We start from the raw sequence: 12651 nt of genomic DNA, 5'->3' as shown, positions 1-12651 counted from the left end.
GCAATCTCTTTTTCACCAAAAACATAAATCTAATTCACCTAATTACATTTTCAACCAGTTACCCTCAGCATCTGAATAGACACTAGCCGTTTGGTCTTCTACTGCTATATCTAACTGATATTCGCCATTTTCATTTATATACGCTTTTACAATTACAGCGCCCGGGTAAGAATCTTCTAAAGCTGTTATTACAGCAGCAGGCACATCTGAAATTGCTATTTCAGTGAATGCACTTTGGTAAGCCGTTTCCATTTTTACAGGTTCATTTTTTACATTTGTCGATGCATAAATTGACAAACTTCCTAGAATTACTGCCGTTGACAAGATTAATTTTTTCATGATATTTGTTTTTTATAAGGGTTACTTTTTAATAATATTTCCTGATGTATCAGTAAAAATAGTATACTTTTTATCTCCATTTGTAATTTCTAATTTGTACTCGTTTTTAGCATTTTTATATGCCTTTTCAAGTTTCGTGTTTGGAAAAGATTTTTCAACTGTGGATTTTACAGCTGCCGGTATCGAATCTGCTGTGACTTCAGTATATTCATCCTGAATAATAACTGAATTAACCATCGTTCCTGCAGGAATTGATGCCTGAACTGACAAACCTCCTAAAATAATTACTGCAGATAAGATTAATTTTCTCATAATATATTTTTTTAAAAATTATTTTTTGATGATGTTTCCCTTTTCATCTGTATAAACAGTAGATTTTTCGTTTCTTACTGTTATCCCTATTTTATATTCTTTTTTGTCATTTACATATGCCTTGTCAAGTTTTACACCTGGATAAGCATTATCTAATCCCGTTTTAACAGCTGCCGGGACAGAATCAACTTCTTTATATTCGTCCTGAACATTTACTGAATTGGCAGTTGTATTTGTTTGATTAAATGTCGCTGCCTGAATTGACAAACTTCCTAAAACGATGGCTGCTGATAAGATTAACTTTTTCATAATAATTGTTTTAAGGATTATTTAAATCATTTTTTGATCCAGGTTCCATCAGCATTCGCAAACAGATTACCAACTTTGTCACCTACAGCAACATCTAGTTTATATTCAGATTTTGCATTTTTATATGCTTTAGAAAGTACTGCATCAGGATATGCTTTTTTTAAAGCTTCGGTAATTGCTGCCGGCACTTCTTCTAATTTAATTTCTGTATATTCATCCTGTATAGAAATTGTTTTCACTATACTATTTGAAATTGGAGAAGTTGATGCAAATGAAGTTAAACCTCCCAAAATGATTGCGGCTGATAAAAATAAATTTTTCATAATGTATATATTTAATTATTTATAGTTGTTTTACACATGAGATAAAGAAATTATTGTGCCAAAACAAAAACAAGACAGCCAATCAATAATAAATTACTGTTTTTCAATTAATTAGTAAATATAAACATTTTTTTTTAATAGCTACATAGTGTGTAATTTTTAAAAAACAGTGCGTAAAAAATATACACGAATGTGTTACTTGATTTCTAAATCCAAATTATTTCAAAATGTACTAGACTAACACTCTTTTGTATGAATAATCATTCTAAAACATTATTCGGTTTTTATGGTATTTCGAAATTTAGAATTACTGAAAATTTGAAATTTATTTAATTTGACATATTAACCTTACTTAATGAATCAAATATTTGATAAACAGAAAATTACATGATTTATTTTAATCAAAAAAAGACAGCTTAAACAGCTTTATTATCAAAAAAAACATCCCATCTCCTTTTTTTTCATATAATTATCAACAATAGCATTACAATTACTTCATCTTCCCTTTTAATTAACATTTAAGTCGTAATTTTGTGTCAAAATTTTAAAATTGTAATAATGAAAAAAATAGTACTATTACTTGTCCTAATTGCGACATTGGGGAACGTTACTGCTCAGACAAGCACTGGTGAAAGTTTAACAGATGGAAATTATAATAAATGGTCTATCGAATTTGCAGGCGGATTTAATAAACCGCAAAAGCCTATGACATTTTCTACTTCAACTCCAAACCTTTACGTTGTTGATTTAGGAGCACGTTACATGTTCAATAATAAATTTGGTTTAAAAGCTGACTTTGGTTACAACAGCTTTCAAGAGGGAAAAAATACACCTGAATTCAGTACAAAATATTACAGAATTGGTCTTCAGGGAGTAGCAAATTTAGGAAGAATCATGAATTTTGAAAACTGGACAAATACAATTGGTTTGTTAGGACATGGAGGCTTTGGAGCTGCACATTTCGAAGATCAAAATTCTCCAATAAAAGACAAAATGTTTAATTTTATTGCTGGAGTTACTGCCCAAATTAAATTATCAAACAAATTAGCCATAACTGGAGATTTAACAACAATTCTAAATGCCAGTCAAGATTATTCTTTTGATGCAGCAAGTACGAACAAGGTAGCTGGTTTTTCAGGAATATTATTTAATGGTACAATAGGTCTAACTTTATACTTAGGCAAAAACGAAAAACACGCTGACTGGATTACACTTATTGACAAAGATGCATTAGCGCAAAGAGAAAGAATTGACAATCTTGAAAAAATGTTAATCGATAGTGATAAAGATGGTGTGGCAGATTATTTAGATCTTGAACCTAATACCATTGCAGGACTTATGGTAGATTCTAAAGGAAGAGCTGTTGATTTAAACAATAATGGCATACCTGATGAGTTAGAAAGTTATTTAACAAAAACTTACCCAAACAAAATTAACGGTAATGATCCGATAAGCGATAGCGAATCAATTACAAAATTAGTTAACGGAGGTTATGTTGCTGCATATTTCGACTTTAACAAATCTACACCTACTGACTCTTCTATTGACGGTATTAATTTTGTAGTCAACTATTTAAGAAACAATCCTTCAGCTTCTGTTGAAATTACAGGTTATGCTGATGAAATTGGTAACGCTTCATACAATGAAAAATTAGCTAATGAAAGAGCTAATAGTGTAAAAGACATCCTTCTTAAAGCAAAGATTGCTTCTGAGAGAATAAATGTTACTAGTGGCGGTGTAGATGCTTCTGTAGATAAAGAATCTGCTTTAGCGAGAAAGCTGGCAAGAAGAGTTACTTTTAAAATAAAAAATTAAAATAACATTCTAAGTTTTAAAATACTGCTTAAAAAACCAAAAGCTACATCAAATAAGATGTAGCTTTTTTTATTAGAAATCTCTTTCAGCGAAGAGTATTACATATCCCATAAAAACTGCAATAAAGAGAGACAAACCAGATTCCATGCTTTTTTAATGGCAAAAATATCGTCTTTATAGTATTCCAGTTTTAAATTTGAATAATATAATGTCAGTCTGCTAAATAAAAAATCCTATTTAACCAAAAAATCAATAAACGATATTCCTGAAATTTCAATCAATGCGAATCAGAAGTTTCGAAAACATAAATTAGATAAGTTAAGACATAAAAAAACCTCATTTTTCAATGAGGTTTTAGTATTTATTCGATTGGATTCATTTTAAAAGTATCCATAAATGCAGTTGTATAATCTCCTGCAATATATCTTGGATCATCCATTAATTGTCTGTGAAAAGGTATTGTAGTTTTAACACCCTCGATAACAAATTCATCCAAAGCTCTTCGCATTTTACTGATAGCTTCTTCACGTGATTGAGCAGTCGTAATCAACTTGGCAATCATTGAATCGTAATTTGGCGGAATAGTATACCCTGAATAAACGTGAGTATCTAAACGAACTCCGTGACCTCCAGGCATATGAAGCGTAGTAATCTTTCCCGGTGAAGGACGAAAATCGTTATAAGGATCTTCAGCATTAATACGACATTCTATAGCATGTAATTCCGGCAAATAGTTTCTTCCTGAAATTGGAATTCCGGCAGCTACCATAATTTGCTCACGAATCAGGTCATAATCAATAACCTGCTCTGTGATTGGGTGTTCTACCTGAATTCGTGTATTCATTTCCATGAAATAGAAATTTCTGTGTTTATCAACCAAAAATTCTACTGTTCCGGCTCCTTCGTATTTAATGTATTCAGCAGCTTTTACAGCAGCTTCTCCCATTGCAGTACGCAATTCATCGGTCATGAAAGGTGAAGGTGTTTCTTCAGTTAGTTTTTGGTGACGACGTTGTACCGAACAATCTCTTTCAGAAAGATGACATGCTTTTCCGTATGAATCCCCAACAACCTGAATTTCAATATGACGTGGCTCTTCGATAAGTTTCTCCATGTACATTCCGTCATTTCCAAATGCTGCTGCAGCTTCCTGACGCGCACTTTCCCATGCTTTCAGCAGTTCCTCTTCTTTCCAGACAGCACGCATTCCTTTTCCACCACCACCGGCCGTTGCTTTAAGCATTACCGGGTAACCAAATTCTTTAGCTAATTTTTGTGTTTGTTCGAAAGATTCCAACAATCCGTCAGAACCTGGTACACATGGAACTCCTGCTGCTTTCATTGTAGCTTTTGCAGAAGCTTTATCTCCCATTCTGTCAATCATTTCAGGGGCAGCACCAATAAATTTGATTCCATGTTCCTGACAAATTTTAGAGAATTTAGCATTCTCCGAAAGAAATCCGTATCCCGGATGTATTGCATCTGCATTAGTAATTTCTGCAGCAGCAATTATATTTGACATTTTCAAATACGATAAGTTACTTGGAGGAGGACCAATACAAACTGCTTCATCAGCAAATTTAACATGTAAACTTTCTGCATCAGCTGTAGAATAAACTGCAACAGTTTTGATTCCCATCTCTTTACAAGTACGGATTACACGAAGTGCAATTTCCCCTCTATTCGCAATTAATATTTTTTTAAACATCTTTTTAAAATTAGATAATTTGGATAATTAGATAATTGAATGATTAGATTTAGACACTTTCGAAAAGTTAAAATCTAAAAATCTAAGATCTAAAATTAAGATGGATCAACTAAGAATAAAGGTTGGTCAAATTCTACAGGAGACATATCGTCAACAAGAATTTTCACTATTTTACCTGAAACTTCTGATTCAATTTCGTTGAATAATTTCATTGCTTCAATTACACAAAGAACATCACCTTTTGAAATAACACTTCCTACTTCTGTAAAAACTGGTTTATCCGGAGATGGTTTTCTATAAAAAGTTCCGATAATTGGAGATTTTATAGTAATGAATTTAGAATTCTCAGCTGGAGCTGCTGCTTCACTATTTACATTTACAACTACCGGTGCTTGTTGAGGAGCAACTGCTTGTGGCAATGCCGCCTGAGCTGGTAATTGTTGTACATAAGTAGCCTCAGTTACATTTGTTTCTAAAGTTGTTCTAATGGTGATTTTTACATCATCCATTTCTAACTTTACCTCTGCAACTCCCGAATTTGCTACAAATTTGATTAGGTTTTGAATTTCTTTTAAATCCATAATGATTCGTTTTTAGTTTTAATTTATTTCTTATCGTAAGCCCATTTCAGATAAATAGATCCCCATGTGAATCCACCTCCAAAAGCGGCAAAAATAACATTATCTCCTTTTTTAAACTTGTCCTCAAAGTCAGCTAATACTAATGGCAAGGTTCCTGAAGTTGTATTACCATATCTTTCGATATTTACAAGCACTTTAGACTCATCAAGATCTAATCTGCCTGCAGTAGCATCAATAATACGCCTGTTTGCCTGATGTGGCACTAACCAGCTTACATCTTCTTTTGTTAAATTATTTCTTTGTAAAATTAATTCACTTGCATCAGCCATATTAGTAACAGCATATTTAAAAACTGTTTTACCATCCTGCATAATATTATGCTGTCTGTTTTTAATGGTTTCTTCAGAAGCAGGGATCAAAGAACCTCCTGCAGGAATTTTAAGAAAATCGCGTCCTACACCATCACTTCTTAAGTACTCATCCTGTAAACCTAAACCTTCATAATTTGGTTCAAATAAAACCGCTCCCGCTCCATCACCAAAAATAATACAGGTCGATCTGTCTGTATAATCTACAATTGATGACATTTTATCGGCACCAATTAATAACACTTTTTTGTAACGTCCGGATTGTACATAAGCTGCTGCCGTAGACATTCCGTATAAAAAACTGGAACAAGCTGCTTGCAGGTCGTAAGCAAATGCATTAGTCGCTCCAATTTCTGTGGCTACATAGACACCTGTGGCTGCCACCATCATATCCGGTGTTGCTGTTGCCATTATTACCATATCAATTTCTAAAGGATCAATATTGGCTTTTGCTATTAAATCTTGTGCTGCTTTTATTGCAAGGTAGGAAGTTCCTTTATCAGCATCTTTAAGAATTCTTCTTTCTTTTATTCCGGTACGGGTAGTAATCCATTCATCATTGGTATCAACCATTGTTTCTAGCACTTTGTTAGAAAGCACAAAATCAGGAACGTATCCTCCAACAGCGGTAATTGCGGCTGTGATTGTATTCATTATATTCTATTATTTCCTCTCAAATATTGCTATTTGAAAAATTCTTAAAAGACTTGAAAATTACAAAAAAAATTCTAAACGTATTGTCGTAAATTTCCTTAAAAAAGAAAGTTATAACAAACAAAAAAAACTCTCACATAGTGAGAGTTCTCATATCATTTACAAAAACGTATTAAGCAACCGCTTCAGATTTATCGATAACAACTTGCCCTCTGTAATACATTTTACCTTCATGCCAGTAAGCTCTGTGGTATAAATGTGCTTCACCTGTAATAGGACATGTAGCAATCTGAGCTACAGTAGCTTTATAATGTGTTCTTCTCTTATCTCTTCTTGTTTTCGAGATTTTTCTCTTAGGATGTGCCATTTTACTATATTATTTATCCGTTAATAGTTTCTTTAATTTGTCCCAACGCGGGTCAATATCTTCTTCTTGTTTACTCTCTTCTTTGACTTGCTTCGCCTGTTCGCTATCGCTCGAGTCTTTGACTTTTAATTCATTTAGTTTTGTCAGGGCTTCAGTTTGTAAACTTCCATCCTTTACACCAGGGTGAACGCGTTTAAGCGGAACTGACAATGCAATCATTTCATAGATGTATTGTGCTACATCTATTTCAAACTCACCGTGTGGCAAAATAAGCAATTCCTCATTGTCGTTATTAAATTCATCTCCAAAACGAACGATGAGTCTCATTTTTCCTTTTATAGGCAAATCAAAATCCTCGCTTGTTAAATCACATGGCACATTTACAGTCCCTTTATGTTTGAAATTTAACTCTAACAGGTTGCTCCCTTTATCTAAAACTAAACTGACTTTGATATCCGAAGCTTGAAATTCATCATAATCAAAGTCCTCAAAGAACTTCTTACTTATTTGATACTCAAAATGGTGTTTTCCTAGTTTTAATCCCACGAAAGGAATTAAAAATTCTTTTGTTTTGCTCATTTCAACATCAATTTGTCCAATTAGTATCTAAAACTCAGATACCTGAATTGGGGTGCAAAGATATAAAATTATTATAAAACTAATAATCTTATTCACCTTTTTTTGTTTATAACTGTTTTTCTTTTATTTTAAGAGGTTTTTGGCTAATCTCTTCATACAGATTACGCGAACGAAAAATATCAATTGCCAGATAAACCGCTTCCTTAAATGAATTATAATCTGCCATATCTTTCCCGGCAATATCATAAGCTGTACCGTGATCCGGCGAGGTTCTGATTCTGTTCAGACCTGCTGAATAATTCACTCCTTTTCCGAATGATAATGTTTTAAATGGAATCAATCCCTGGTCGTGATAGGTTGCCACGACAGCGTCATATTTTTCATGCTGACCGCTTCCAAAAAAACCATCTGCAGGAAATGGTCCAAAAACCATAGTTCCTTTTTCGAATATTTTCTTTAAAGCAGGTTTTAATACCAAATCATCTTCTTTCCCAATTACACCTCCATCACCGGCATGCGGATTTAAGCTCAATACAGCAATTTTTGGCTTTACAATACTAAAATCCTGAATTAATGATTTTCTGATTGTTTCGATTTTTCTTGTAATTAATTCTTCTGTCAACTGAGAAGAAACTTCACTTAAAGGAACATGATCTGTCAGTAATCCAACCCTTAAATCATCATGAACCATCATCATTAATGCATTCCCTTCCAACTCCTGATCCAAATAATCTGTGTGACCAGGAAATTTAAAATCTTCTGATTGAATATTATATTTATTTATTGGGGCAGTCACCAAAACATCTACATCTCCATCCTTTAAGGCTTTTGTCGCAGCGACAAACGATTTTATAGCATACTCGCCTATTTTCTCATCATTTGTGCCTAAATTTATGTCAACACTTTCTCTCCAAAGATTGAGAACATTCAATTTCCCTGGCAAAACCTGATCTAATTTATCAACTCCATGAAATTGAACTGTAGATGTGAAGCTTTTTTTAACGAAAGAAAGTATTTTGGCATTGGCAAAAATAACCGGCGTACATAATTCTAACATACGAGAATCTTCGAATGTTTTTAATATAACTTCGCTTCCAATACCGTTTAAATCTCCAATAGAAATTCCAACAATTATATTTTCTGCTTTTTTATTCATGAGCTCAGATTATTTATTACTAAATTAATGTACAAAGATATAAATAATTAAGCTTATAAATAGCCTAATCGGGTAACATATCAATTCAAATTCAATCCATTTAAAAGAATTAGTTTTACATGAAAGGGCTGAAAATTAAATTAATTTTCAGCCCTTTCATTATTAGATTATAATAAGTGCTCTTACTTAAACTTCTTTCTTCTCTGGCAGCATAATTGACAATAATACTGAAATTATAAGGATTCCTCCAATAACAATCAGCGAATAAATTGATTCGATGTGATAAAACGGAGCAATAATCATTTTTATACCAATGAAAGAAAGGATAATTGCCAGCCCGTATTGCAGTTTACTGAATAGGTGAATAAAGTTATCCAATAAAAAGAATAATGCTCTTAATCCTAAAATTGCAAAAATATTAGACGTATAAAGAATAAACGGATCATTTGAAATAGCAAAAATTGCTGGAATAGAATCTACTGCGAATAATAAATCCGTAAATTCGATTACCGCAACAACTACTAAAAGCGGAGTAGCTAATTTTTTTCCGTTTTCGTATGTGAAGAATTTATCCCCATCGTATTTATCAGAAACGCTGAAAAACTTTCTGATCAGTCTTGCTCCTCTTGTGTTGTTATAATCTTCTTCGTCATCGTCATCGCCCGCAGACCAAGATTTGATTCCTGCATACACCAGAAACAGTCCAAAAGCGGTCATAATAAGGTTGATATCATATTTAAACCCTTCTAAACCAGCAAGATTTAGCAATTTATTTAAGTAAGTAAGTTCTATTAAGAAAGCTCCCGAAAATATAAAAATCGCTCTTAAAACAAGGGCTCCAATAATTCCCCAGAATAAAACTTTGTGTTTGTTTTCGTTTTGTACATCAAAAAACTTAAAAACTAATATAAAAACAAATAGATTATCTACAGAAAGCGCCTTTTCGATCCAGTATGCTGACTGAAACTCATAAAATTTAGCAGCACCTGCAAAGTGATAAATTAAACCACTAAAAATCATGGCTAAACTTATCCAGACTAATGACCAGGTAATCGCTTCTTTATTCGTCACAACATGACTCTTCTTGTTGAAAATTCCCAAATCCAGTAATAGCATGATTAGTACAGCGACCGCAAAAACTATTATAAGTCCTGGATGTTCTGAAAAAATAGGGTGTTGATTCATTTTAAATATTAATTAAGTTAGATTTTAAATTATTTATTAGCCATTGTAACTACTAAAACCCGGCCGCCTTCTTCCTTTGATAAGAGTATTTTTTTACCATCGGTAAGTTCCAGCATTGATCCAATTGGAATTTCTTTGTCGTTTGTAACATCTTTTAATGAGGTTAGTTTTTGATTGACAAACACCCACTTATCATTAAAAAAAGTAAAATAACCAACCGGCACTTTTTGAAGCTGGGTTAGTTTCTCATTTCTGGCAATATTACGATTAACATGCCATTGAAACAAGTATTGATCATTATAAACCATTAACCTATGATTTTCAGGTTTCCAAACGGTTTCCTCGAACTGGTAATACAAGTCTAAAATTGGCAGCGTCCCTTTGTGAGCAGTATTACAAAACGGGCATATTGGCGTATTTGTATTATCAAAAACATACCATTTTTGCTCACATGAGACATTCTGACATTTCTGCATTAAATCAGTTGTTTTCAGCAATGCTACCTCCCATTCTTCGGCATTTGGTCTTTGCATTGGATTGTGTAATCCATCAATAAAAACTTTATCAAACAGGTTTTTTAAATAAGGCCCTGTGATTGTGTAGGGCAATTTGACAATATCTGCCCAGGGTAAATCCCATTTCGAAACCTGATTAAGTTTTGGCCTATTCATTGGATCTGTCGGATGCTCTATAAACATTGCTTTTTCGCACATTGACAGCAAGTCATCTTTTTCAGTATCTAAATCATGTACCTTCCCTCCTTTTAATGGATGCCTGTGCAATAAAAGCATATAAATTAAAACCGGCAATGCATGTAAGTCGGTTAATCGGTTTGGCAATTTCCTGTTTGGATCGGTTTTATTGAGATGCTTGGTCGAAAGTACTTCCGGAGCAATAAATTCTGCCGTGCCAATTACTTCTGCCGGAAACAATCCCGGAACCACTAATCCGTCCAAATCTATCATACAAGCCGATTTATTGACGGGATCAATCAAAACGTTATTGTATGATAAATCAGAATGCGCCAATCCCATTGCATGCATCTTTTTTACACCGCGGGTCAGATTAACACAAACCTGAAAATAACTTAGCCAGTCGCCCAACTCTGATTTTGCAACACGTAGCGGAAAATGCGGATTTCTAAATTTAGCACCTGCAAACCATTTCCCGTTTTTCTCTTTTCCCCGAATTAAATCGCTCGTTTCATATCCTTTATTAAAGAAAAACTTAGAATTGTAAGTCGGGACTATGATTCCGGTTAATCCTTTATATTCAACAACATCTGTTGGCCATCTGTACACTTCGTTTAAATAGTAATCGCCTGCATCGCCGTTTTGAATCTGTGCTAAATATTTATTGGTTATTCTTTGTAATCTTTCTTTTTGATTAAAATCTAATTTATCTCTAAATAATGCAACAACATATTTTTTGTCGGGACTAAAATAAACATCCTTTACACCACCACGCATGGGTTCATCATTATCAACAAACTGATAGGTTTTTGCAGCATCATTGATTGATTTTACTGTAATCGTATTCATTTTTAATAAATTATAGCAAGGGTTCTGTCATCATGATTTCCCGGACTCCAAAAATCCATCCAGGCAGAAAGCTGCTTCGCAATTTCAGGATTATTTTTATCAAATTCAACTTGGATTCCATCTTCATTTTTCCCTTTCAAATCATCAATAAATCCTCTCCAGTTTTCAATTTTTTCCAAATTAGCTTCAACAACAAATTTAGGATCATAAATACCGTCTGTCATCAGCATTAAATAAGAGAAGTCATCTATTAATTTAAAACCAAATCTTGAAGAAAATTTATCATCTTGAAAAATTTCAGGCATGGTAATAAATCGTGTTCCGCCTCCATAATCACCAACGTCAAGCCAGTTCATTAATTTGATTTCTGTGAGCTCTTTATTTAACAATCCTATTGGACAATCACCAATTCCAAAAGTTAGAATAGCATATCCAAAATCGTATTTTTTAACCAGGGCAAAAATTAAAGTTGTGTGTAAATCTTTTAATTCTGTTTTGTTTTTTATTGTAAACTCTTCTAGTTTTTGATGTGCAAAATGTACTGCTTTTGAAAGATTTTCATAAACAAACTGATTTATTTTTTTTGATGTTACGTCACTTAATTTATTATGATGATTGACCAATACCTCATCAAATTCTTTTAGGTTTTCCGGGTTCAAATTTTCTTCAAAATATTGAATTACAGACTCACACGCTATTCTTGATCCCTTACGGGATAATTTCGCAGAACCTGCTCCATCTGAAACAGCTACTAAACTCCAATCAATTTGATCAAAATTTTTAAATACAAAATCATCTTCTCTAAAAGATCCGGAATTTGCATGGCTTCGTCCTCTTTTTGAAGATATTACAATATTTTTATCCAAAAATCCCAAAAAAACTGCTTCGTTATCCAGTTTCCAAAATGGATCATTTTTATCACTTTCAAGATTTTTCCATAAGGATTTAGGATCAGGATTTATGATAAGTGTTAGTGTTTTTTTATTTAAAACCGAATCTTCCGGTTCACCATCAATTTTAAATAATATGCTTATTTTTAAATCGCCGCTTATTTTCGGAATTCCAAAAAGCATTTCGTCCGCCTCATTAAATTCAAGTCCTGTATTTTCTAAACCCTTTATTTCAAAGGAAATAAAATCATTCCAACCCAAAGTATTGAAATCAATTTTTGCCTGATATTTTTTATTTACGATGCCGTTCGGAATTGAGACAGTCTGCGTCAAAATATCATCAATTCTATTTTTCAATATCCAATTCTGCATAATCATTTTTTGGTTTTCCTGAATTATTTTTACTGCATTGACATTTTTTTCATCGGAAATAAACTCATCAAAGAGAGCTGCTTTATCTGAAGAAATGTCTATTTTATGCTGGGATAAAAAAGACTGAATATATCTTTTGACTTCCTTCATGA

At 33.0% G+C, this 12651-nt stretch carries 14 protein-coding genes; 1 reads left to right on the top strand and 13 read right to left on the bottom strand.

Translation table 11 applies throughout. The features are described 5' to 3' along the window. Positions 1 to 42 precede the first annotated feature (42 nt). Genes BXU10_RS19300 through BXU10_RS19285 form a run of 4 tightly spaced genes read right to left on the bottom strand, consistent with a single transcriptional unit; the run spans position 43 to position 1283 of the window. The gene (locus BXU10_RS19300; protein WP_078229154.1) at positions 43 to 339 is read right to left on the bottom strand and encodes a hypothetical protein; all 297 of its coding nucleotides are present in this window, start codon (positions 337 to 339) and stop codon (positions 43 to 45) included. Positions 340 to 360: 21 nt separating this feature from the next. Then, a complete protein-coding gene (locus BXU10_RS19295; protein ID WP_078229153.1) occupies positions 361 to 651 on the bottom strand; it encodes a PepSY-like domain-containing protein in 291 nt (96 codons plus the stop codon). 18 nt (positions 652 to 669) lie between these two features. After that, on the bottom strand, positions 670 to 960 hold the full coding sequence (locus tag BXU10_RS19290; protein ID WP_078229152.1) for a hypothetical protein: 291 nt from the start codon (positions 958 to 960) through the stop codon (positions 670 to 672). Positions 961 to 986: 26 nt separating this feature from the next. After that, complete coding sequence (locus BXU10_RS19285) at positions 987 to 1283, bottom strand: hypothetical protein (protein WP_078229151.1); 297 nt, start codon at positions 1281 to 1283, stop codon at positions 987 to 989. Between the two features lie 558 nt (positions 1284 to 1841). Here BXU10_RS19285 and BXU10_RS19280 point away from each other — a divergent pair. Further along, entirely contained in the window at positions 1842 to 3098 is a 1257-nt protein-coding gene (locus tag BXU10_RS19280) for an OmpA family protein (protein ID WP_031455174.1), read from the top strand. Positions 3099 to 3459: 361 nt separating this feature from the next. Here BXU10_RS19280 and accC read toward each other — a convergent pair whose 3' ends face one another. The 9 genes from accC to BXU10_RS19235 all read right to left on the bottom strand — a co-directional run bounded on the left by accC (position 3460) and on the right by BXU10_RS19235 (position 12649). Further along, positions 3460 to 4806, bottom strand: coding sequence for an acetyl-CoA carboxylase biotin carboxylase subunit (gene accC / locus BXU10_RS19275; protein ID WP_078229150.1), 1347 nt, complete (start codon positions 4804 to 4806; stop codon positions 3460 to 3462). A 95-nt stretch (positions 4807 to 4901) separates the two neighbouring features. After that, positions 4902 to 5387: an acetyl-CoA carboxylase biotin carboxyl carrier protein gene (accB, locus tag BXU10_RS19270; RefSeq protein ID WP_031455172.1), complete on the bottom strand. Its 486-nt coding sequence runs from the start codon at positions 5385 to 5387 to the stop codon at positions 4902 to 4904. A gap of 23 nt (positions 5388 to 5410) precedes the next feature. Beyond that, positions 5411 to 6409, bottom strand: a complete 999-nt coding sequence (locus BXU10_RS19265) for a beta-ketoacyl-ACP synthase III (protein ID WP_031455171.1) — start codon at positions 6407 to 6409, stop codon at positions 5411 to 5413. A 172-nt stretch (positions 6410 to 6581) separates the two neighbouring features. Further along, complete coding sequence (gene rpmF / locus BXU10_RS19260) at positions 6582 to 6776, bottom strand: 50S ribosomal protein L32 (RefSeq protein ID WP_031455170.1); 195 nt, start codon at positions 6774 to 6776, stop codon at positions 6582 to 6584. 9 nt (positions 6777 to 6785) lie between these two features. Further along, positions 6786 to 7355: a DUF177 domain-containing protein gene (locus BXU10_RS19255; protein WP_078229149.1), complete on the bottom strand. Its 570-nt coding sequence runs from the start codon at positions 7353 to 7355 to the stop codon at positions 6786 to 6788. A 106-nt stretch (positions 7356 to 7461) separates the two neighbouring features. Then, the gene (pdxA, locus tag BXU10_RS19250; RefSeq protein WP_078229148.1) at positions 7462 to 8511 is read right to left on the bottom strand and encodes a 4-hydroxythreonine-4-phosphate dehydrogenase PdxA; all 1050 of its coding nucleotides are present in this window, start codon (positions 8509 to 8511) and stop codon (positions 7462 to 7464) included. A 186-nt stretch (positions 8512 to 8697) separates the two neighbouring features. After that, positions 8698 to 9696, bottom strand: coding sequence for a TerC/Alx family metal homeostasis membrane protein (locus BXU10_RS19245; RefSeq protein WP_078229147.1), 999 nt, complete (start codon positions 9694 to 9696; stop codon positions 8698 to 8700). 29 nt (positions 9697 to 9725) lie between these two features. Then, the gene (locus BXU10_RS19240; RefSeq protein WP_078229146.1) at positions 9726 to 11237 is read right to left on the bottom strand and encodes a helix-hairpin-helix domain-containing protein; all 1512 of its coding nucleotides are present in this window, start codon (positions 11235 to 11237) and stop codon (positions 9726 to 9728) included. A gap of 2 nt (positions 11238 to 11239) precedes the next feature. Then, entirely contained in the window at positions 11240 to 12649 is a 1410-nt protein-coding gene (locus tag BXU10_RS19235) for a PP2C family serine/threonine-protein phosphatase (protein ID WP_078229145.1), read from the bottom strand. Between the last annotated feature and the right edge of the window lie 2 nt (positions 12650 to 12651).

The organism is Flavobacterium sp. LM4 (assembly GCF_002017935.1).
GTDB classification, from domain to species: domain Bacteria; phylum Bacteroidota; class Bacteroidia; order Flavobacteriales; family Flavobacteriaceae; genus Flavobacterium; species Flavobacterium chungangense.
Note: the sequence above shows the minus strand (reverse complement) of the source record. Positions and strands in the feature narration are given on the sequence as shown.

Coding starts and splice junctions, on each gene's coding strand:
- BXU10_RS19300 (WP_078229154.1), bottom strand. CDS start 339: ATGAAAAAATTAATCTTGTCAACGGCAGTAATTCTAGGAAGTTTGTCA.
- BXU10_RS19295 (WP_078229153.1), bottom strand. CDS start 651: ATGAGAAAATTAATCTTATCTGCAGTAATTATTTTAGGAGGTTTGTCA.
- BXU10_RS19290 (WP_078229152.1), bottom strand. CDS start 960: ATGAAAAAGTTAATCTTATCAGCAGCCATCGTTTTAGGAAGTTTGTCA.
- BXU10_RS19285 (WP_078229151.1), bottom strand. CDS start 1,283: ATGAAAAATTTATTTTTATCAGCCGCAATCATTTTGGGAGGTTTAACT.
- BXU10_RS19280 (WP_031455174.1), top strand. CDS start 1,842: ATGAAAAAAATAGTACTATTACTTGTCCTAATTGCGACATTGGGGAAC.
- accC (WP_078229150.1), bottom strand. CDS start 4,806: ATGTTTAAAAAAATATTAATTGCGAATAGAGGGGAAATTGCACTTCGT.
- accB (WP_031455172.1), bottom strand. CDS start 5,387: ATGGATTTAAAAGAAATTCAAAACCTAATCAAATTTGTAGCAAATTCG.
- BXU10_RS19265 (WP_031455171.1), bottom strand. CDS start 6,409: ATGAATACAATCACAGCCGCAATTACCGCTGTTGGAGGATACGTTCCT.
- rpmF (WP_031455170.1), bottom strand. CDS start 6,776: ATGGCACATCCTAAGAGAAAAATCTCGAAAACAAGAAGAGATAAGAGA.
- BXU10_RS19255 (WP_078229149.1), bottom strand. CDS start 7,355: ATGAGCAAAACAAAAGAATTTTTAATTCCTTTCGTGGGATTAAAACTA.
- pdxA (WP_078229148.1), bottom strand. CDS start 8,511: ATGAATAAAAAAGCAGAAAATATAATTGTTGGAATTTCTATTGGAGAT.
- BXU10_RS19245 (WP_078229147.1), bottom strand. CDS start 9,696: ATGAATCAACACCCTATTTTTTCAGAACATCCAGGACTTATAATAGTT.
- BXU10_RS19240 (WP_078229146.1), bottom strand. CDS start 11,237: ATGAATACGATTACAGTAAAATCAATCAATGATGCTGCAAAAACCTAT.
- BXU10_RS19235 (WP_078229145.1), bottom strand. CDS start 12,649: ATGAAGGAAGTCAAAAGATATATTCAGTCTTTTTTATCCCAGCATAAA.